The 20,686-nt window shown below is 52.0% G+C and carries 22 protein-coding genes; 9 read left to right on the top strand and 13 right to left on the bottom strand.

The window, feature by feature from the left end:
- Positions 1–78 precede the first annotated feature (78 nt).
- Positions 79–1,656: a malate dehydrogenase (quinone) gene (gene mqo / locus AC2FCQ_RS21830; protein ID WP_209632399.1), complete on the bottom strand. Its 1,578-nt coding sequence runs from the start codon at positions 1,654–1,656 to the stop codon at positions 79–81.
- A gap of 468 nt (positions 1,657–2,124) precedes the next feature.
- Entirely contained in the window at positions 2,125–2,964 is an 840-nt protein-coding gene (locus AC2FCQ_RS21835; RefSeq protein ID WP_209632400.1) for an NmrA family NAD(P)-binding protein, read from the bottom strand.
- A 97-nt stretch (positions 2,965–3,061) separates the two neighbouring features.
- On the opposite strand from AC2FCQ_RS21835, the gene AC2FCQ_RS21840 reads away from it, so the two are divergent.
- The gene (locus AC2FCQ_RS21840; RefSeq protein WP_209634140.1) at positions 3,062–3,685 is read left to right on the top strand and encodes a TetR/AcrR family transcriptional regulator; all 624 of its coding nucleotides are present in this window, start codon (positions 3,062–3,064) and stop codon (positions 3,683–3,685) included.
- Here AC2FCQ_RS21840 and AC2FCQ_RS21845 read toward each other — a convergent pair.
- From AC2FCQ_RS21845 to AC2FCQ_RS21860, 4 genes are all read right to left on the bottom strand, one after another.
- Positions 3,682–4,248, bottom strand: coding sequence for a GNAT family N-acetyltransferase (locus AC2FCQ_RS21845; protein ID WP_265557161.1), 567 nt, complete (start codon positions 4,246–4,248; stop codon positions 3,682–3,684). The genes AC2FCQ_RS21840 and AC2FCQ_RS21845 overlap by 4 nt on opposite strands.
- A 383-nt stretch (positions 4,249–4,631) precedes the next feature.
- The gene (phoA, locus tag AC2FCQ_RS21850; protein ID WP_490308993.1) at positions 4,632–6,059 is read right to left on the bottom strand and encodes an alkaline phosphatase; all 1,428 of its coding nucleotides are present in this window, start codon (positions 6,057–6,059) and stop codon (positions 4,632–4,634) included.
- Between the two features lie 135 nt (positions 6,060–6,194).
- Entirely contained in the window at positions 6,195–6,902 is a 708-nt protein-coding gene (locus AC2FCQ_RS21855; protein WP_209632403.1) for a glutathione S-transferase N-terminal domain-containing protein, read from the bottom strand.
- Between the two features lie 63 nt (positions 6,903–6,965).
- Entirely contained in the window at positions 6,966–7,649 is a 684-nt protein-coding gene (locus AC2FCQ_RS21860; protein ID WP_490308991.1) for an ArsR/SmtB family transcription factor, read from the bottom strand.
- A 122-nt stretch (positions 7,650–7,771) separates the two neighbouring features.
- On the opposite strand from AC2FCQ_RS21860, the gene AC2FCQ_RS21865 reads away from it, so the two are divergent.
- A complete protein-coding gene (locus AC2FCQ_RS21865; protein WP_209632405.1) occupies positions 7,772–8,119 on the top strand; it encodes an antibiotic biosynthesis monooxygenase family protein in 348 nt (115 codons plus the stop codon).
- Positions 8,120–8,150: 31 nt separating this feature from the next.
- On the opposite strand, the gene AC2FCQ_RS21870 is transcribed toward AC2FCQ_RS21865, so the two are convergent.
- Positions 8,151–8,885, bottom strand: coding sequence for an isochorismatase family protein (locus tag AC2FCQ_RS21870; protein WP_209632406.1), 735 nt, complete (start codon positions 8,883–8,885; stop codon positions 8,151–8,153).
- Positions 8,886–9,016: 131 nt separating this feature from the next.
- Between AC2FCQ_RS21870 and AC2FCQ_RS21875 the strand changes: the two genes are divergently transcribed.
- Together AC2FCQ_RS21875 and AC2FCQ_RS21880 are read left to right on the top strand one after the other, a co-directional pair.
- Positions 9,017–9,904, top strand: a complete 888-nt coding sequence (locus tag AC2FCQ_RS21875) for a LysR family transcriptional regulator (protein WP_490308990.1) — start codon at positions 9,017–9,019, stop codon at positions 9,902–9,904.
- Between the two features lie 199 nt (positions 9,905–10,103).
- The gene (locus tag AC2FCQ_RS21880) at positions 10,104–10,604 is read left to right on the top strand and encodes a P-loop nucleotide/nucleoside kinase family protein (protein WP_490308989.1); all 501 of its coding nucleotides are present in this window, start codon (positions 10,104–10,106) and stop codon (positions 10,602–10,604) included.
- 48 nt (positions 10,605–10,652) lie between these two features.
- Here the strand turns inward: AC2FCQ_RS21880 and AC2FCQ_RS21885 are convergent, their stop codons facing one another.
- The 4 genes from AC2FCQ_RS21885 to AC2FCQ_RS21900 all read right to left on the bottom strand — a co-directional run bounded on the left by AC2FCQ_RS21885 (position 10,653) and on the right by AC2FCQ_RS21900 (position 12,853).
- A complete protein-coding gene (locus tag AC2FCQ_RS21885) occupies positions 10,653–11,159 on the bottom strand; it encodes a GNAT family N-acetyltransferase (RefSeq protein WP_490308988.1) in 507 nt (168 codons plus the stop codon).
- Between the two features lie 58 nt (positions 11,160–11,217).
- The gene (locus AC2FCQ_RS21890) at positions 11,218–11,475 is read right to left on the bottom strand and encodes a YjhX family toxin (RefSeq protein ID WP_209632410.1); all 258 of its coding nucleotides are present in this window, start codon (positions 11,473–11,475) and stop codon (positions 11,218–11,220) included.
- Positions 11,476–11,705: 230 nt separating this feature from the next.
- Positions 11,706–12,176 (bottom strand): cyanase, encoded by a 471-nt coding sequence (gene cynS, locus AC2FCQ_RS21895; RefSeq protein WP_209632411.1) that lies wholly within the window; start codon positions 12,174–12,176, stop codon positions 11,706–11,708.
- A 23-nt stretch (positions 12,177–12,199) separates the two neighbouring features.
- Positions 12,200–12,853 (bottom strand): carbonic anhydrase, encoded by a 654-nt coding sequence (locus AC2FCQ_RS21900; RefSeq protein WP_209632412.1) that lies wholly within the window; start codon positions 12,851–12,853, stop codon positions 12,200–12,202.
- Between the two features lie 114 nt (positions 12,854–12,967).
- Here AC2FCQ_RS21900 and cynR point away from each other — a divergent pair, with 114 nt between their 5' ends.
- Positions 12,968–13,849: a transcriptional regulator CynR gene (gene cynR, locus AC2FCQ_RS21905; RefSeq protein WP_490308987.1), complete on the top strand. Its 882-nt coding sequence runs from the start codon at positions 12,968–12,970 to the stop codon at positions 13,847–13,849.
- 38 nt (positions 13,850–13,887) lie between these two features.
- Here cynR and AC2FCQ_RS21910 read toward each other — a convergent pair whose 3' ends face one another.
- On the bottom strand, positions 13,888–14,805 hold the full coding sequence (locus AC2FCQ_RS21910) for a LysR family transcriptional regulator (RefSeq protein WP_490308986.1): 918 nt from the start codon (positions 14,803–14,805) through the stop codon (positions 13,888–13,890).
- An 89-nt stretch (positions 14,806–14,894) separates the two neighbouring features.
- Between AC2FCQ_RS21910 and AC2FCQ_RS21915 the strand changes: the two genes are divergently transcribed.
- Together AC2FCQ_RS21915 and AC2FCQ_RS21920 are read left to right on the top strand one after the other, a co-directional pair.
- Entirely contained in the window at positions 14,895–15,704 is an 810-nt protein-coding gene (locus AC2FCQ_RS21915; RefSeq protein ID WP_490308985.1) for an isocitrate lyase/PEP mutase family protein, read from the top strand.
- A gap of 395 nt (positions 15,705–16,099) precedes the next feature.
- Positions 16,100–16,861 (top strand): bestrophin-like domain, encoded by a 762-nt coding sequence (locus AC2FCQ_RS21920; protein ID WP_209632416.1) that lies wholly within the window; start codon positions 16,100–16,102, stop codon positions 16,859–16,861.
- A gap of 109 nt (positions 16,862–16,970) precedes the next feature.
- Here the strand turns inward: AC2FCQ_RS21920 and AC2FCQ_RS21925 are convergent, their stop codons facing one another.
- Positions 16,971–18,278 carry an MFS transporter gene (locus AC2FCQ_RS21925; RefSeq protein WP_490308984.1) on the bottom strand — a complete coding sequence of 436 codons (1,308 nt, stop codon included), beginning with the start codon at positions 18,276–18,278 and terminating at the stop codon, positions 16,971–16,973.
- A gap of 750 nt (positions 18,279–19,028) precedes the next feature.
- On the opposite strand from AC2FCQ_RS21925, the gene AC2FCQ_RS21930 reads away from it, so the two are divergent.
- Together AC2FCQ_RS21930 and AC2FCQ_RS21935 are read left to right on the top strand one after the other, a co-directional pair.
- A complete protein-coding gene (locus tag AC2FCQ_RS21930; RefSeq protein ID WP_209632418.1) occupies positions 19,029–19,721 on the top strand; it encodes a hypothetical protein in 693 nt (230 codons plus the stop codon).
- A 239-nt stretch (positions 19,722–19,960) separates the two neighbouring features.
- Entirely contained in the window at positions 19,961–20,440 is a 480-nt protein-coding gene (locus tag AC2FCQ_RS21935) for an Hcp family type VI secretion system effector (protein WP_209632419.1), read from the top strand.
- Positions 20,441–20,686: the final 246 nt, after the last annotated feature.

A 20,686-nucleotide genomic window follows, 5' to 3' on the forward strand; every position in this document is an offset into this window, starting at 1 on the left:
TAGCGAAAAGTGCTCTTGCTGTGGCGGGAAATAAAAAAGGCCGCACGAGGCGGCCTTGAGAGAAGGGGGAAACGGGTATCAGTTTGTTTCCGGCTTCACTTCGATATAGTCCAACTGCAACACGCTGCTGGTGTAGCCGCGGATCTTGTTCGTCATTTCAATATCCCCATTCAGCTTGTGGCCGTAAGACGGGATAATTTCTTTCAGTTTGCTCTGCCATTCTGGCGTCGCCACTTTGTCTTTGAAGACTTTTTCCATCATGTGCAACATGATTGGTGCAGCGGTGGAAGCACCCGGTGATGCGCCCAACAGAGCGGCAATGCTGCCGTCCTCAGAACTGACCACTTCGGTACCGAACTGCAGCAAGCCGCCTTTTTCATCATCTTTCTTGATGATCTGCACACGTTGGCCGGCAGTCCACAGTTTCCAGTCGGCCTGTTTGGCTTCAGGGAAGTACTCTTTCAGCGCTGCGAAACGGTCGTCGTCGTTCATCATCAACTGACCAACCAGGTATTTCACCAGGTCGAAGTTATCCAGCCCGACGTGGGTCATCGGCATCAGGTTGGACGTGCTCAGGGAATGCAGCAGATCGAACAGCGAACCGTTTTTCAGGAACTTGCCGGAGAACGTAGCGAACGGGCCAAACAGCAAGACACGCTTGCCATCCAGCATGCGGGTATCCAGGTGTGGAACCGACATCGGTGGTGAACCTACGCTGGCCAGGCCATAAACCTTGGCCAGGTGTTGGTTAGCGATGTCCGGGTTAGTGGTCACCAGGAACTGACCGCCGACCGGGAAAGCACCATAGCCGTCTGCTTCAGGAATGCCGGTTTTTTGCAGAAGGGTCAGGGACGCGCCGCCTGCGCCGATAAACACGAACTTGGCATTCACAGTGGTTTCTTTACCGTCACGGTTCAGATCGGCCACGGTCACGCGCCAGGTGTTGTCGGCGTTGCGCTTAATGTCGCGGACTTCATGGCTCAGGTTCAGCTTGAAGTTTGGATTTTTGGTCAGCGTATCCACCAGTTGATGGGTGATCACGCCAAAGTTCACGTCGGTGCCCAGCGGCATACGGGTCGCAGCAATTTTTTGCTTCGGATCGCGACCGTCCATCACCAGTGGGGCCCACTGTTTAATTTGGTTGGCGTCTTCTGAGTACTCCATACCACGGAACAGGGTGCTGTGTTGCAGCGCTGCATAGCGTTTGCGCAGGAAGTTGACGTTATCGTCACCCCAAACAAAGCTCATATGTGGCACGCTGTTAATAAAAGATTTTGGATCTTTCAGGACATTATTTTTCACCTGATAAGACCAGAATTGACGAGAGATTTCAAAAGACTCGTTTACCACCACGGCTTTGCTGATATCAATGGTGCCGTCTTTTTTCTCTGGGGTGTAGTTCATTTCAGCGAAGGCTGAATGGCCTGTCCCGGCGTTATTCCAACCGTTGGAGCTTTCTTCTGCCACACCGTTCATGCGTTCGTACATGTCGATGGACCAGTTTGGTTCCAGCTCATGCAGGTAAGTCCCCAGCGTGGCGCTCATGATGCCGCCACCGATCAGTACCACATCAACGGTCTTATTCTCTTCTGCTGCGGCCTGTTGCGTAACGCCAAACAGGTTCAGACAGAAAATCAGGACGAGTAATTTTCTCATTAAATTAAATCTCTTGTGTGTAAATTCTACTCATTGCAGGTGAAAGAATTTATCGGGAGCTACCCTGGAAATAAGTAAAACTAACCCGCCCGGCAAAGCCGAGTCGCAGTGATAATGTCTTTTTGTTAATCGTTTTTTTTAACGAAAAGTGGATTATTACAGGCTGTCTGGGGACAGGTTGTTCAACTCTGGTTACTGAGGGGATATTATTGTTTGCAATATTGTTAAAAACTACTTTTGTAATTAAAAAAAGCGGATTAAAGGCAGGAATAATTCATTTGGTATTTTTATTTAAATATAACCGCTATATTTGCAGGGTTTAATTGTCGCTGATTTAAACGATATTTCGTTATCATCGCATATCGATGGAATACCCGCGATATATTTGCAGTTATACCGGATTGGGGGGGCGCATGAATTAATCGGGGCGAATATATTCGCCCCCTGCGGCTGCCTGGGTGATGAATGTTAACGCGGTTGCCAAACGCCGCTGGCAGCCGTGTCGGCGATGTAGGCGCTAAAATCACGCGGCGCACGCCCCAGACTGCGCTGAATGCCGTCGGTCACTGAAGCGTTGCGCCCGTCCAGTACGGTGCTAAATAGATATTCCAACAGTGCGATCATTTCCGCCGGTAGTTGCGCTTCCCGCAGGTAGCCGACGTAATCGGCGACAGGCACCTGCTGGTAGTGGATCTCGCGTCCGCTGGCAAGGGCGATTTCGCCAACCGCTTGCGCAAAGGTCATCAAACGCGGACCGCTCAGTTCATACAACGTATTGCTGTGGCCAGGCTGGGTGAGGGCCGTGACCGCAGCGTCGGCAATATCTTCTGCATCAATAAAAGGTTCGGGGATCTCACCCGGCGGCAAGTAAACCTGGCCATTTAGCAGATCGTCGAGGATAAAACTCTCGCTGAAATTTTGCATAAACCAACTGGCACGCAACACCGTCCAATCTGCACCGCTGTTTTTAACCACGTCCTCCGCTTGGCGAGCCTCGTCTTCACCCCGGCCACTGAGCAGCACAATTTTTTGCACGCCACGATTTACTGCCTGTTGGCAAAAGTGCTCCAGGGTATCGATGGCGCCCGGCACGGCGAGATCGGGTTGGAAACTGAGGTACAGCTTTTTGACGCCTTGTAAGGCCGTGTGCCAGGTGGTGCTATTTTGCCAGTCGAAAGGAATGGCTGCACGACGATGCGCTGCGCGTACGGGTATCTCCAGCTGTTGTAACCGTGCTGCTACGCGGCTGCCAGTTTTACCGGTCGCGCCTAAAACCAGAATAGGTGACCCGTTTTGGTTGGTGTTCATGGCGTTGCTCCAAATGTGAGTATTACTCATGTTTTGTAAATATGATAAACCCTCGTATTATTGTCAAGGCAGTTTTTTGTTCAAAGGACGATGCATGATGAATGATAAGCAAAAAAAATCGCCCGCATTGCGGCGTAAACCCAGCCAAACGCGTAGCCGGGAAAAGGTAAAATTGATTCTGGATTGTGCGACTGCACTGATCGCCGCGCAGGGCAGCGATGCAATGCGCATGAGTGAAGTGGCGCAGAATGCCGGTATTTCTATCGGGGCGTTGTATCAGTATTTCCCGGATAAAACGGCGATCGTCCGCGTGTTGGCACAAGGTTATAACCAGGAAGCGCGTGAATGTATTGAACAGGGGCTCGTCCAAGTCCAGTCGTTACCCCAGCTAATTGAAGCGTTTAACTGCCTGATCGATGAATATTATGCGTTGTTTCTGGCTGAACCTGTCATGCGGGATATCTGGGCAGCGACACAGGCCAACAAGACTCTGCGCGAAGAGGAAGTGGCGGAAAGCCGGCTGAACGGGGCATTGCTGGCAGCGGCGATACGTCGACTGCGACCGCAAGCGGATCCTGCATCGGTTGAGCATGCTGCCTTCTTGTTGATGCATTTGGGGGAAGCCACGATGCGGCTCGCGGTGAGTACCGGCCCGGATGAGGGCCGCGAGTTGGTGGCGAGTTATAAACAGATGGCGGCAAAGATGCTGGCAGATGCCTAAAGCTTGTCTTGCACCAATGCCTGATTCCACTCTTCAGCCAGCAGAGCGTAAATCAGCTCATCACCCCACTCACCGTTGAAGCGATCATTTTGTCGTAGGTGCGCTTCTTTACGCATTCCCAAACGTTCAACCACGCCGATCGAGCCGCGATTGGCGGCATCGAGACGGGCAAAAATACGGTGAAAACCCACTTGGTTAAACCCGCGCTCCAGGACTGCCCGTACGGCCTCAATGGCATAGCCCTTACCCGCATAGGCCGGGTTGAAGATATAGCCAATCTCTCCTTGTAACGCGGCGCGATTGGCCAGCTTTAACAGGACTTCACCGATCAGATCGCCGCTGTCTTTCACCGTGACGGCACAATAAAAAACGTCGCCGTCTTTGCTAAAGCGCGAAGCCACTGCATCGGCAAGCAGGTCGGCCAGTTGCGCGTCGTTGGGTGTTGGCGCGTACAGGTACCGATAAACCTCTGGCAAGCGATGGTAAGTTGCATAGGCATCGAGATCGGCAGGCGTAAAGCGGCGCAGTTGCAGACGTTCTGTGGCGAAGGGCAAGGTGATCACATTCAAAAATAGTTCCTTATTGTTGGGCAGGCTGACACCGGTTTTTCAACAAGCGGGGTAACAGTTTTTGCAGGGTTGGACCAGCGGTCATGATACTCAGAGCAGTCACTTGCAGCTCAACGTTGCCGGGAGTGATCAGGCCTTCGAGAATGAGGCTTAGCCTGCCTGATATCACAGACAGAATCAAAACCGATTTTCACCGAGAGACGGCATGAAAGCAAACAAGGAACCAGCCCAACGGAGTAACGCCATAAAGAGTTCTTCTCATAAGCGAAAATGGCGCTTCAATATAGCAGCCGCAGGGGGGTTTTAAAGGGTAAAGGCCCCATTCACCGCCTGAAAGACAAGGGATGAATGGGGGGCAGATTTAACCAGCCACGGGCTTACTTAATCGCCATGGCGTCACGCATGGTATAGAACAGATCGGTTTGATCGGTTAGCCCAACCACGTTGGCGGCATGTGGGCCGTAGGCGGCGACCCGCAATTGTGTGCCGGTGTGCCCCTGAGAATCTTCTTCTGAATTCCCGTAGCTGATGGTCATTGGCGCACCCTCTTTGGTGGTCAGCATTTGCGTCAGGCCGGGGGCCTTGGCATCGGCAGCGATAATCTGGCTGGAGTGGGCATGGTCAGCGGTGACGATCACCAGGGTATTGCCATCGGCACGGGCGAATTCCAGCGCTTTTTGTACGGCCTCATCCAAATCGACAGTTTCACCAAATTGACCGCATGGGTTAGCGGCATGATCTTGCTTGTCGATCGACGCCCCTTCAACCTGCAAGAAGAAACCGTTTTGATTGGTTTTCAGCAGATCGATAGCTTTTTCTGTCATGGCTGCCAGCGTTGGGATATCCGCAGTGCGTGCCGGGTTGTTTTCGCAGGTTACCGCCGGTTTGTCGATATTGCCGTGATAGGTGGCTTTCGGCCCTTGCCAGCGAACGGGCATATTACCGCCGGAAAACAGCCCCAACAGCGGTTTTTGCTGATTAGCCACGCTCACGGCGTTCAGGGCATCGAGGTTCTCAACCCATTGATAACCAAGTGCCGTTGCTTGGTCTTTCAGTGATTTTCCTTTCCACTCGCCGCTTTTCGCGAGCTGATTAAAGGATTTGGCACCTCCGCCGAGCGTGACGTCGGCGCGGGCTTTGAGTAACTGCTCACTGATGGAACCACGGCCACCGTTTTCCAGCGCGTTGGTTGCGCATTTTTCGCTGGTCTCTTCCGGGCCGTAGCATTTACGCGAGGTAACGTGAGAAATTTGTGCTGCCGGCGTAGCGTCTTGCAGTTCGGCAGTAGAGACGTTGCCCGTGGCTTTACCCGCAGCTTTGGCAATCTCTAACAGCGTCGGCTGATCTTTACCGTTGACGTCGACGCCGAGAGCCCCGTTATAGGTTTTAACGCCACTCGACCATGCGGTCGCTGAGGCGGCGGAGTCGGTGACATAGTCGGGTTTGTGGGTTTTTTTATCGAGTGAGTAATGGGTATATTGGCCGGTCAGCGGCAGGGCATCGATGCCTTTAAAATAGCCGCCTGCACCTTCGGCATAGTTACGTGCCGAGGTAATTTCAGAATCACCCATGCCATCGCCGATCAGCAAAATCACGTTTTTGGCCGTTGTGTTGGACAGTGACGCTTTCAGTGCCGCGGTTTGGTCGCCGCTCAGTCGGCGTGCGCCACCAGGCTCGACGATGTCGCCGCGTGCTGCACGCTCGGAAAGGCTTGCGGTATTGACGGTGGTGTCATCGGCGAAGGCGGTGGCACACAGTAAGGCGGATAACACGGCACTGGCGATCAGGGAAACGGAATGTTGCATGGGGGAAAGCTCCTTGTCGTAATATAACAACATAATTAGCATCAATTTGTTACGTAAGGAGGGTAGAGCAGGTGCGTGACACTTTTATGACGGGAGTGAGAATGGGATAGCCGGGCGGCTATCCCAGGCAATAAATTATGCGTTGCGGGCGGGGATATTCAAACCGCGCTGCACTGCCGGGCGTGCCAGGCCACGCTCCAGCCATTGTCCCACGCGTGGGAAACTGTCGAATTCAACCAGCTCGCGGGCTTCATAGAAGCCGATCAGATTACGCACCCAACCCAGCAGTGAAATGTCGGCGATGCTGTAATCCTGGCCCATGATCCAATCACGGCCTTCCAGTCGGCTTTCCAGCACGCCGAGCAGGCGCTTGGATTCATTTGTATAGCGTTCTAATGGGCGCTTATCCTCATATTCGCGGCCGGCGAATTTGTGGAAGAAACCAAGTTGACCGAACATGGGGCCGACCGCCGCCATCTGGAAGAATACCCACTGAATAGTTTCATAACGCAGGGCAGGATCTTGCGGCAGAAACTTCCCGCTTTTCTCCGCCAGATATAACAGGATGGCGCCGGATTCAAACAGGGCCAGCGGTTTGCCATCAGGACCATCGGGATCGATGATCGACGGGATTTTGCCGTTCGGATTCAGCGACAGAAATTCCGGTGTCCATGTCTCGTTCTTGCCGATATCAATCAGGTGCGGTTCATAAGGCAGACCTATCTCTTCCAACATAATGGAAACCTTGACGCCGTTGGGCGTAGGCAGAGAGTAAAGTTGTAGCCTTTCAGGATGCTGGGCGGGCCAGCGTTTGACGATCGGGAATTGGGTTTGATCGATCATGAAGAGTCCTCGGGTTGACGTTGTGCTTTCTCAGTATTGCAGCAAAGCTAACGCGGCGCAGGGTTAGAGCGTGATATCAAAATGTGCTTTCAGCACTTTTTTACCGGCGGGGGTGAGTTGCAATTCGCGGCTATCGAGTTGGCGTCGGATCCAACTGCGTTCGATAAATGTATTGAGCAACGCGGCACCCAGTGCGCCACCAAGATGGGCTTTACGTTCGCTCCAGTCCAGACAGCCGCAGGCGAAACGCCGCCGGGAAAGTGCCGCAGAACAGTCAACGCCCAACTGAGTTAAAGCCGTCCGGCCCATATCACTCAACCGGTAATGTTCGTCGCCTTCCAGCCAGCATCGCTGGTGCAAACGATCGTGCAATTTTACCGCGATTTCACCGGCCATATGGTCATAACAGGTACGGGCGAACTGCAGGGACGTTGGGGTACTGCTTTTTACGATGGGTTTTTCGACACCGGCCAGCGCCATCAGCGTTTCCAGCGCGGCTGCGACCGCCGGCCCGGCCAGACGGAAATAGCGATAGCGCCCCTGCTTGATACACAGGATCAATCGCTGCTCCAGCAGGCGCGCCAGATGGCCGCTGGCGGTAGAGGCCGCCACTTCAACCGCCGCACTGAGCTCCGTTGCGGTGTAGGCACGCCCATCCATCAGCAGGCACAGCATACGTGCCCGGGTTCGGTCGGCAATGGCGGCAGTCAGCGCTGCCAAACGGTCTTCAATATGGATGTCATTCATACTTCGAGCTTAGGCGAAGTATTGCAGTCAGTCTAGCGCTAGGATGTGTCTTCACACCGGCCTGGCGTGAGGGAGAACCTCATGGCAGTTTGCCGTGAATTTACCTCTGACAGGAGCACATTATGATTGCCGTTATTTTTGAATTGCAGGCTGCCGACGGGCAACGTGAAACCTACCTTAATTTGGCTGCCGAACTGAAACCGCTGTTGGCGGAAATTGACGGGTTTATTTCCATTGAACGTTTTCAAAGCCTGGCCGATCCGCAGCGGTTGCTGTCGCTTTCCTTTTGGCGTGATGAGGCGGCAGTTCAACAGTGGCGCAACATCGAACAGCATCGGGCTGCGCAGGCGCGTGGGCGCCATGACGTGTTGGCGTACTATCGCCTGCGGGTAGCAGAAGTGGTGCGCGATTATGGCCTGGATCAGCGGGAACAGGCCCCTCAGGACAGTCGCGGCTATCACGTTGGTTAAAAGCCCGCCTGAGCGGGCTATCAGGGCGCGATTATTTGGCTTCGCTGCCGACGTTCATTGCGCCAGCGTAGTTTGCCCCCATGCCCCAACTGGCGCCATGTTCACTGGCAATCTTTAAAACTCCGCCGGCCGTGTTTTTGTGGCTCCAATCCTGCTGCCATTCCAGCATCAGCGCCACCCAGTTTACCGGTGTGGCTCCGGCCTGAATCAGTCGCTGCATCGCATTGTGTTGAGTATCTGCGGTGATATCCCCGGTGACGTCCGACAAAATGTAGACTTCGTAACCTTCTCCCAGTGCAGACAGCGCCGGCAACATGACGCAACTGGCCGTCCACAGGCCGCCAATAATGATCTTCTTGCGACCAGACTGCTTGATTTGCTCCACCACCCGAGGATCTTGCCAGACGTTAATCGCGGTGCGGTCATACACCTTCAAATCAGGGCGGGCTTGGGTTACCTGCTGAAAAAACGGGCCAGCAAAGCTTTTGGCATTAGCTGAGGCCAAAATGGTGGGCACATTAAATACCTTGGCTGCTTTGGCGATGCCCGTGGCGTTGTTCACCAGGTTGGTCTGATCAATAGAGGAGATGGTCATGCCGAACATGTCTTGCAGATCGACCATCAATAACAGACTGTTTTCGGCAGTCAGGGGTTGAACGTAGCCAGCTTGACGCGTTGCGGTGTTCGCTGTCGGTTGCGCCAACGAGGCGAGCGGTGTTGCTGCGCTGCTCAGGCCGAGCAGCAGGGCGATGAGGGTCTTTTTCATTTTGAACTCCTTGATGATCAACTTATTGATTTCACTTCACGTTATGAAGTGGCTGATCTGGAGTTTACTGATGTTGTTTAGGTTAATAATTTGTGGTTTATTTAATTTATAATTAACTTTTTGGAAATTATATGGACGTTTTACTGGCGATGCGGGCATTCCGCCGAGTGGTTGAACGCAACAGTTTTTACAAGGCAGCCGAGGACTTGTCGGTAACACCCGCGGCCCTCAGCAAGCAGATCAAGCAGTTGGAAACTCGGTTGGGCACGGTGTTGATCGCGCGCACCACGCGTACCATGAGCCTGACCGAGGCGGGACAGCTGTATTATCAGGAGGCGTGTCGGTTATTAGCAGAGTTTGATGCGCTGGAGCAGTCGGTTGCTGATACGACTCAACGGGTGGCCGGCACGTTACGTGTCAATGCGCCGCTGTCATTTGGCCTGATGGTGTTATCACCCTTGTTGCCGCAGTTTATGCAACGCTACCCTGAACTTCAGGTTGAACTGACGCTGGATGACCGAGTGTTGGATGTGGTGGCGGCGGGTTTTGATATTTCTCTGCGTATTCGCCGCCATTTACCGGATTCTTCTCTGAGTGCCCGCGCCCTTGCCGAGGTACAGCAACGGATTTGTGCTGCACCGGCTTATCTGGCGCAATACGGCACTCCGCAGTCGTTGGTGCAGTTGCAGCAGCATCATTGTCTGGCATATTCATTAGCTGAAAAGCCTGGGCATTGGCATTTTACGTTGGGTGAAGAAGATATGAGCGTGGTGGTCAAACCGCGGTTCACTGCAAATAACAGCCTGATGCTGCGTGACATGATTGGCGCAGGGTTAGGCATTGGTTCGTTGCCATCATTTGTCGCCGATCCCGAGATTGCTGCAGGTCGGTTGATGAGATTATTCCCGGATAGTGTCAGCCACACCCATCAACTGTTCGCGGTGTACCCGACGCGTCGCCATGTTCAGCAAAAAGTTCGGCTGTTTGCCGATTTTATCCGTGACACCTGGTGCGCTTAGCGCGTTTCTTTGAGCGTTGACAGCCTGGTCCTTTTGTCTTATTCATAACTGATGAACAGAAGCCTTTTTTCATTCGCGCAGATTATTATCACCATTCTCAGAGTGGTGGGATAGCGCGTCTGTTATAAGCGAAACCCCGCCAGTCAGGCGGGGCAAAAAGGTCCTCCGACTGGCAATATAATATCCCCAGGAGGCACTTATGAAGAACCATCCCCCCGCCGTTTTACACCTGATGTGCGGTAAAGCCGGCTCCGGCAAGTCAACATTGGCGAATAGCCTGGCACAGCAAGCCGATACATTGTTGCTGGTTGAAGACAGTTGGTTGGCGACGTTGTATGAACAACAGATGGCGACCCTACAAGACTACGCCCGTTATTCAGCTCGCTTACGCCAGGCGTTGAGTGAGCACATTGTGCAACTGCTGGCTAATGGGTTGTCTGTGGTACTGGATTTCCCGATGAATACGCCGGATCGCCGGCTGTGGGCCAGGCAATTAGCCGATCGGGCCGGTGTTGACCATTGCCTGCATTTTTTGGATGTGAGCGATGCGCAGTGCAAGAGCCGGATAAGAATCAGAAACGAGCGCGGCGATCATCCCTTCGTGTTAACCGAAGAGGCATTTGATTTACTCACTCAATATTTTGTGGGGCCTTCGGAAGAAGAGCGTTTGACCATTGTCCGTTATGGCGATCAAGCGTAAACACCCTGTGTTAAGGCAGGCCCTGATTCGGGCACTGCCTTATGTAGCTTAGGCCGTAGCGTCAAATGCACAATGGAAAGTGACCGTGCCCTGCGGGAATGGGCCACTGAATGACAGAGCCTGGAAATACTCAGCTGGAATGCCCGGCAGTGTCAGACCTGCCTGTGTCATGAAACCAAAGCGGCCGTAGTAAGTCGGATTGCCCAGCACCACACAACCCGCTCCGCTGCTTTCTTGCAGTTCGGTCAACAGTTGGCGGATCAATTGGCTGCCTATCCCCTGATTCTGGTAAGCCGGCAGCACCGAAACCGGCGCCAGTCCGTACCAGCCTTTCTCGCCGTTGCTGATCGTTACCGGTGATAAGGCGGCGTGCCCAATCAGTATGCCACCCCGCTCGGCAACCAAAGATAAGGATAAGGCACCGGCACGTCGCAGCGCGTTGACAATAAACTGCTCCGTATGGCTGCTGTGCTCCTCACTCAAAAATGCGGCAGCGGTCAGGGCTTCGATGGCGCAGATGTCGCCCGATTCTTCATGACGAATAATAAAAGTCATAACAGTCTCCAAATAAGAGTGAAACCGGCCAAAGCCTAGGCCTGACCGGTAAAAATGATTAGCGATTATCCAATTGCGCACGTACGGCTTTCAGCCCGGTGATAGTTACGCGATAAGGGCGTCCCTGGCGGGAAAGGATCATGCGTTTGGTTTTGAGTTTGGTAAAGATGGGTAGAGAGCAATCGGCCAGGCCTAGCCCTTCGCGGGTAAAGCATTGAACGTGGGTCACACGACCCGCGTTATCACGGGTGAACGCGATATAACCACCTTTAGCCAACACGTGCAGCACGCGTTGTTCCGCTTTGGAAATGTTCATGTTGAGAAATCCTGCAGTAAACCCAGATACACGCATCCCCACGCAAATGCGTGTCGGATACGTCAGAACCTCCTGCCAAAACGGCAAGGAAGTGACTATCGGGTCGCTACAATCTCCAACATACAGGCCTCGGGTAGTGAAAAACGCCAGAAAGGCGTTAGAACGCAGTTAATTTAGCCAAGGATTGTCGGGTTGTCAATTTGCCGGTGGGGGCCACCGGCAATGGGCTATCAGAAAGGTTTAGTGGGCAGGTATTTGCCGTCCAGGGTGATCACGGCACGTTCGCCACCGTCCGGGTCCGGCACTTTTTTGATGTCCAGTTTGAAGTTGATCGCGCTGATAATGCCGTCGCCAAACTGTTCATGCACCAGGGCTTTCAGCGTGGAACCATAAATCTGCACCATTTCGTAGAAGCGATAAATGGTCGGATCGGTCGGTACACCGCCAGGGATACTGCCGCGTAGCGGGATGGTTTGTAGCAGACGTACGGCATCTTCGTCCAGATCGAGCTTAGCGGCAACGGCGCGGGCAGCCTGTTCTGGGAGTGGATGCTGGCCCAGCAGCGCCGCGGTGACAAACGCCAGGCTCAGGCCGGTACCTTCATTAATCGCTTCGAAGGTCAGGTTTTTGCGGATCTTGGCGTCCATAATGATGTCGGTTAAGGCTTCGCGTGAAGATGAGTGATGCAGTGACTGTGTCATATTGTCTCCTTTAATAAATGAAATTAAAAACGGGCTACGGCAGGGGTTGCCGTGACTTCAGGATTAGTGGCTAACGGAATAAAGCGTCGGGTTTCACCATCCAGCGCTTCGATGCAGCCGCTGGCGATGTCGTAAACCCAGCCGTGCAGCTTCAGTCGCCCCTGTTCAAGCGCCAGGGCAACGGAAGGGTGGGTTTTAATATTGGTCAGTTGCGCGATGACGTTCTCACGGACCATAGCACTGACGCGTTCCCCTTCGGAGGCATGCGGATAAGCCTGATTGACCACCTTGGCGGAATCGGCGTAGCGCAGCCAGTTTGCTACGGTCGGCATATGATCCAGGCACTGGCAAGTGGCAATCGCCGTCATCGCGCCACAGTCGGAATGCCCGCAGATCACGATATCTTCCACGCCGAGCGCAGAGACGGCATATTCCACTGATGCGGAGACGCCACCCGGCTCGGGGCCGAACGAAGGCACAATATTGCCGGCATTGCGGATCACAAACAGGTCGCCAGGTTCACGCTGGGTAATCAGTTCCGGCACCAGACGGCTGTCAGAACATGAGATAAACAGGGTGCGCGGGCTTTGTTGGGTAGCCAATTGCTGGAACAATGCCGTACGTTCGACGAATGCTTCGCGCTGGAACTTCAGAAAACCCTCGATCACTTCTTTCATATTTTCTCCATCGGGTTGCTGTTAAGCGATGGATGCATCATGCGCTGTACTGGCTATAGGGTCTAAGACCCATTTATAATGATGTCCATAGGAATTACCAATAGTAGGTGCGCTATGCTGTTACGACACATCCGTTATTTTCTCGCCGTTGCCGAGCAGGGTAATTTCACCCGCGCGGCCGAAGTGCTGCATGTCTCCCAACCCACGTTATCGCAGCAAATCAAGCAGTTGGAAGAGCAACTAGGCACCCCCCTGTTTGATCGCACCGGACGCGCGGTACGTTTGACCGACGCCGGCGCGGCCTGGATGCGCTATGCCCGGCTGGCATTGCAAGATCTGGAAGCAGGAACGCGGGCAATTCATGATGTGGCGACATTGGAACGCGGTAGCCTGCGGTTAGCGATGACACCCACGTTTACCGCCTATCTGATTGGGCCGGTTATCGACGTTTTTTATCGGCGTTATCCGGGCGTTTCGGTGAGTATTCATGAAATGACGCAGGACAAGATTGAGGCCCAGTTGGCGGAAGATCGGTTGGATTTGGGCATTGCTTTCGGCCAGGCGCAATCGGCGGATATTGAAGCAGAGGATTTGTTTAGCGAGTCACTGAATATGATGGTTGGGACTCATCACCCGCTGGCTCAACAGCGCGAACCTTTGTCTGCGCAAGCGTTCGAACAGCAGCCGTTGGTGTTGCTCAGTGAGGACTTCGCGACTCGTCAGTTTATCGACGATTATTGCCAGCGGCTGGGCATTCGTCCCCGAGTGGCGATGGAGGCCAATGCGATTGGCGCCATCATTGACATTGTGCGCCGTAGCCAACTGGCGACCTTGCTGCCGGCGGCGATTGCCTTAGAAAACCCCCAGTTGCAGCCGGTATCACTTATTGACGCCATGCCTGTGCGCCAGGTGGTATTGCTGCAACGCAAGGGTGCCTACCGTAGCGCAGCGTCGCAGGCGTTTATCGAGGTTTTGCATCGGCAAAATTTTATGTAGTGATGTCCGGGTATGCTGGCTAACCTGGCGGCCGCAAATCACGGGATCCTGGCGGTTTGCAGACAGAGTTCCTGCTGCCATCGCAAATTCAAGAAATCAACCAGCGCTCGCGCTGCTGGCCCCACGGGCCCCGGCGGATAAACGGAATATACCCCGGTCTCTCTGCCAGCCCATTTCGGCAATACCTGCACCAACGTCCCCAAATGCATGGCATCGGCCATGGTCACTGCGGAATGAAAGGCGATGCCTTGTCCGTCGAGGCAAAATTGCTTAACAGCGTCACCATTGTCCGCACGCATTCGGCCTTTGGGGCGAAAAACGGTTTCACCCGCAGGACCAAACAGGCGCCAGTTATCGCCATCGTGGCTTGCCGTCGATACCAGACAAGCGTGCTGTTGCAGTTCTTCCAGATCGGTGGGTTCGCCAAATTGTTGCAGATAGCGCGGTGAGGCCACCAGAATACGACGATTATTGAGAAGTTTACGCGCGACCAAACTCGAATCCGGCAAACGACCGATGCGGATAGCCACCGCCACGCGTTCCGCGACGATATCGACATAACGGTCGGTCATCAGCAGGTCTACGCGTAATTGGGGATATTGCGCCATAAAGGACGACAGATGCGGTGCCACATGGAGGCGGCCAAAAGACAACGAAGTGCTGAGCCGTAGCGTTCCCCTTGGCTGGCTTTTTTCATCGCGCATGCGCTCATAAGCGATGCGTAATTGCTCAAGGGCGTTACTGCAATCAATGAAATAACGTTGTCCGGCGTCGGTGAGTGACATTGCGCGGGTGGTGCGATTGATCAGCAACATATCAACCTGCTGCTCAAGTTTCTTGACCAAGCGGCTAACTGCGGAAGGGGTCATGCTCAGCGCTTGCGCCGCCTTAGCGAAGCTTTGGTGTTCCGCCACTGCGACAAAGGCTTTCACCAGGTGCAAGGAAGGCTCTTCCATTCGTTCTCCTAAGGAATGAATGTCTGAAATTGGTGGCTATTATCATCCATATTGACGGTGGTTAGAATGCGTTTTTTCGGGAGAATTTTATGGACCTCAATAATAACGCCACCGTTTTTGCCCATTTACATCGTCAACCTCATCCATTGCGCCTACCCAATGCCTGGGATGCCGGTAGCGCATTACTGATTGAAAGCCTTGGCGCCGCGGCGATTGCGACAACCAGCGCCGGCGTTGCGTGGTCATTGGGCTATCGCGATGGAGATAAATTGCCGTTGGAGCTGCATCTTGCAAGTATTGCTTCGATAGCGCGCGTGATTAACGTACCGCTCAGTGTCGACATTGAAGGTGGCTATGCCACGGCGCAACACAGCCTTGAACGTGTAGTAGCACGTTTTATTGATGTCGGCGCGGTAGGTATCAATATTCAGGATGGCGCGGACCAGCCGCAAACGCTATGTGAAAAAATTGGCCTGGCGCGCAAAGTCGCGGAACGGATGGGCGTCAAACTTTACATCAATGCCCGTACGGATGTTTACGCGCGCAATTTGGTACCTGCCGCCATGCAGGTGGATGAAACGTTGGCGCGTGCCAAATTGTACCGCGACGCAGGGGCGGACGGCCTGTTTGTTTTGGGGGTGACCGATCCGCAGGCCATCCGTGAAATTTCCGACAATACGGAACTGCTGCTAAACGTGATCGCCTGGCCCGGTCTTTTGCCTGCCGATCAGCTTGCCGCCCTGGGGGTAAGACGGGTCAGCGTCGGCTCATGGATCCCGCAAACGTTATGGTCGCACACCGCAAAATTGACCACGGATTTTCTTACGGATGGCGGTTCCGAACCCTTGTTTAGCGACGCGGCACCCTATGCACACATCAATGGCTGTTTTCCTGATTGAGCCATCGCTCTATTGAGAATAGAAACGGGATACGCCTGTGATTTCCAGCGTCACGTTAACCCCAAAAGATGAACCAAGCCGACGCCAAGGCAAATTAATGAGCTGAGGATAATAAAACGGTTGATCCTGCCGGTCCGCGTAAGGCGAAAGGGCCGGCAGCCCAACCCGAGGCGCTTAGCGTATGGAAATAACATTAATCTTAGGGTGTGATATGACACCTTAATAGCAGAAAGGAAAATAGAAAATAAGTGACAGCTTGAGGTTATTAACTTACTCATCATGGGTTAGATACAGAATAATAATATTATCTTTTGTAATCAGGTTGACGAGTTTATTTTGTGCAACTATTACTAATAAATATTGATGAATCAATAACTCAGCAACGAGGCGAGCATATGGAGCAAATTCTCCGGCATCCTCTGTTTTTGTTTTTAGCGCTTTTTGCCCTGATGTCGCTGGGGTCTTTGGGAAGTATTTTTCTGCTCAGAAGGAAAAAACGCCTTGATGGTGCAGAGTTGGATGATTTTAACCTTGTGCAAGGAGCGACCTTGACGCTGTTGGCGTTGCTGATTGGTTTTAGTTTTTCTATGGCCATCAGCAGATACGATCAGCGGAAAAACTATGAAGAAGAGGAAGCCAACGCCATAGGTACCGAATTTCTGCGGGCCGATTTGGTTTCCAGCGACAGGCGCGAAAAGATCCGCAGTTTGCTAAAACACTATGTCCAGCTGCGAATAGACTACTACCAGACACGCGACGTCAAAGCTCTGGCGGCGCTTGCCGAACAGACCAATGGGCAACAGGCGCAGCTGTGGTCGGAAATCCAGCAGGCGGCAAAAGAGCAGGCGACACCCATTGTCGCGCTGGCGGTGTCAGGCATGAACGATGTGATCAATACGCAGGGTTATACCCAGGCCGCATGGTTGAATCGTATACCGGTTTCCGCCTGGATCTTGCTGATCGTGATTGCGCTGATTTGTTGCATGTTGGTGGGATACAGCGCTCGGAGCCAGGTAGGGAAAAGTATTTTCCCGCTGGTGCTACCGGCGATGGTGGCTTTATCGATGGCGATGATCGCCGATATTGACACCCCCCGGGGAGGATTAATCAGAGTGGTACCGCAGAATCTGCTTAGCCTGCAGCAAAGCTTGCCTTAGCGATATCGACGGTACTGTTGCTGCGCTGCACCAGCCCGAATAGATGATTCAGGCCAGCGCCACGGAAAGCCAGCGTGTGATGGCTAGGGTCCGGTCGTGAACGTTCCCCTCAGTCTTTGTGCCTTTCTCTGAATAGGGTGGTTGCAATCAGGCTAATCGTCAGCATACCGGTGACGTACCACGCTGGAGCCAGTGGATTGCCGCTCACATCCAGCAGCCAAGTGACGATAAGCTGTGCCGAGCCGCCAAACAGCGTCACGCCAAAAGCGTATATCATCGAGGTGCCGGTGGCACGGACGTGGCGCGGTAGCGCTGAGACGATCAGCATGGTACTCGTTAACATGTTGATGCCCAGAGCGCCGATCAGCAGGATGCGGATAACGATGGCTAACCATAGATACTCGGCGGAACCCAAAAACCAAAAGGTCGGGTAAATCAGCACCAATGAGGCAAAAATCGAGAGAGTCAGCGGTTTTTTGTAGTTTTGCACGCGATCCACATAGCGGCCAGCGTAATACACGGCGATGATTTGCACTATGGAAGCGACACAGCTGAACAGGTAGGCGACAGGACCTGCGATGTGATAGGTCTGCATCATATAGGTTGGCATATACAGCAGCACAATATAAACCATCACCGTGCCGGACATGATAATCAGCACGCCCAGCAGCAGGTCTTTAACGTGGTTACGCAGCAAATCCAGCACCGGGTTTGTCGAGGGGTGTTTTTTATCTGGCGCTTCCCCACTGTAGGTTTCTTCCAGGTGTTTACGAATATACACACCGGCAGGAATGATCAGCAGGCCGATAATAAAGGGCACGCGCCAGCCCCAGGAGTAGAGCGCTTCTTCTGAGAGAAAATAGGTTAACAACAACCCGAAAGAGGCACCCAGCAGGGCGCTGATACCTTGGCTAATCGCCTGCCAACTGACAAAGAAACCGCGCTGATTGGCGCCGGCAGACTCCAACAACAAGGTCGTGGCCGAACCGACTTCACCACCGGCAGCAAAGCCCTGAATGAGTCGCCCTACCACAATCAGTATGGGGGCGAAGACACCAATCTGCGCATGGGTGGGGGCAAAGGCAATCAAAGCGGTACCGACACCCATCAGGACGATGGTCATCAACATGGCCGCCTTGCGCCCGACGCGGTCAGCATAAGCGCCCAAGACCATGCTGCCCAGCGGACGCATAATAAAACCGACGCCGAAGACCGCCACCGACATTAATAAAGACCCGTAGGCGCTGTCGCTAGGGAAATACAGCTTACCGATAATAGCGGCAAAGAAGCTGTAGACGGTGAAGTCGAAGATCTCCAACCCGTTGCCCAGGCTGGCACCGAAGATGACTTTATAATTAACCGCCTTCTTTTCGGCGGTTTGATTCTCGGATAACGCGTTTTCTGCAGTGTTCATCATTATCTCTCGTGATAGGTTTGGAGTTTGTTATTCATTATTTTTATTGGTAATGCCGCATGTTTCCGCCATGTCTGTAATCGGTACTGCGATCGGCGCTGACGGCACTCGCGTAATCACAAAACTGCAACCTTACATTTACATATACTTGTATGTACAAGCATGTGCAATACGCGTTCAGATAACCTGATTACAGTTGTATTGAATGTGATAATTATTTATTTGTCAGTGTCTTATTTTTATTTTTCGAGATTATTGGCGAAAGGTTATGAATCGATTTAGTGAGCTATTACGCATAACCAGCCTAAATCAACGCAGGTTTTAAGAGTCCAATCACAAAACCAATTTTAGAGAGGGAAATAAGGTAATCAGGTGGTTAAAACAGAATAAACTAAAGTTATTTCGTTTTAGGAAAGCCAAAGTGACAGGGATATAACCTTATACAGGATTAGAATATTTCATTCTCACATCTCTACCGCTAAATATCTGCCATATCCCAATAAACGCGTCGTTTCTGTTTTTAGACGTGGGAGCTTGACTTGTACTACTAATAGGGGCTTGGCGCTTCCTTTTTTTTAATTTAAGGGGGGTTATGGAGCTAATACAACGTCCTTCTGAATCTGCTTATATTGATGAAGAAACAGAATTGACTGGTAAATTATAAGTATGATGATTGAATTTCACCCTATTGGTTATTTGTGTTATAAGTAAATTTGTATTATTGCACGACAATGAAATGATCAAGGAGCGATTATGTATAGCAATAATGAAGTTATCAGTTATTTACAGGCTAATAAAATTCTTGCGCTGAAGCTCGATCATGCTGTCTCTGCCGTAGGTCAGCAGATCACAAATCAAATTGATATCTTAGGGAAAGGTACTACCCGTCTTCTTTATTATACGTCCTGCTTCACTGATGAATATAACGATGTTTGTCAGCGACAAAAGACGGAAGACCTGCGATTCAGAAATGGTGTTATTCGCATTGTTCAGCATGGTGATGTGGTCTATGACATGCTTCGTATTTATTTTGAAAAAATACTCAAATACAAAAATAATGACCAATTAGAGTACATTAAAAAATCTCTAATGGCTGTGAATATCCATATCGCCGCCAGCACTCTTACCGGTGCCGGATATGCTTTAGCGGTCGCTACCAGTGTCCGTATTGGAATGAATCTACGTATACAACTCAGCGCCCTTACGGGACGTGCAGCTGGTACGGCTGCCGGGGTAGTCGCTACATATGGTTTAATTCAGAAAGCGGCGGATAGTGCCTATCGCCTACACATCCAATACCCTGCCTACTACTCGGCGCTTTACACGCAACAACTGGAAATGATGTATTTCCTGATTGAACCGGTATTCGAGCGGGCGGGTGCGCTTGAAGCACAATGGGCGTCTGATTTAGGCATAGCAAGCATCATTACTCGAATGGTTCGATAACCATGCTTAAATCGCTAAAGAAATTTCTACTGTGGCAGCTTAGATTTTTATCATCACTATATGGTCCTATCATTCTCACGTTTATTTTCACACTGCTTCAAGGTTATTTTTTCCCTAACAGCCCTGTCTGGCCGGCAGGAGTATTTGCCATAATTATGATTATTATATTTACACGCTATTGTAAATGGTAAGGTCAGAAACAGTAGCTTTATTTAAAATCTCACCGATAAGGAAATTGTATGTCTACCCCTGCACATTTATGGCTTGAAGACGAAAATGGCTCCCCGATTGTCGGTAGCTGTATGATGCCGATGCGTTTAGGTTCTATCGAGCTTAAATCATTCTCCCATGCAGTCACTATTCCGGTTGATCCTGGCTGGGGAAAGCTTACTGGAACGCGTGTTCACAATCCGATCACGATAGTGAAAGAATTCGATAAGACTACGCCGCTCTTGTATCGCGCAGTGTGTGAAGGCCGACCAATGAAGAAAGCGACGATCAAGATGTATCGTATTATGGAATCGGGTATCGAAGCTGAATATTTCAATATCATTCTGGAAAATGTCAAAGTCACGACGGTTTCTCCTTATCTTGCTCCTAACGGTATGAGCAGCACTCACTTGGAAACTCTAGAGCTGCGTTATGAAGCAATCACATGGAAGTGCACAGATGGAAACATAATCTACCGAGATTCATGGAACAGTCGAGTCTGCGCTTGATTCGCGTGGTAAGGAAAGAAGGAAGGGGAAATAGGCTCCCTTCTCTTATTGATTCTATATGACTTGCCCCCAGTATTAGATACAACGCTCAGCCATCTCTGTCTGACGTATTACTCTCGCCACGTAGGATTTTTTTCATTGCACGATGTGCCATCTCGTTATTCTATAGCGCCATTCTTCCGTGGACCGTTCGTACTGAGGTAGCCTTTATACTTGTTTGCCGGCACGAAGACGTACCTGACTGTT

This window comes from Serratia sp. CoH_134_PS_4 (genome assembly GCF_058190535.1).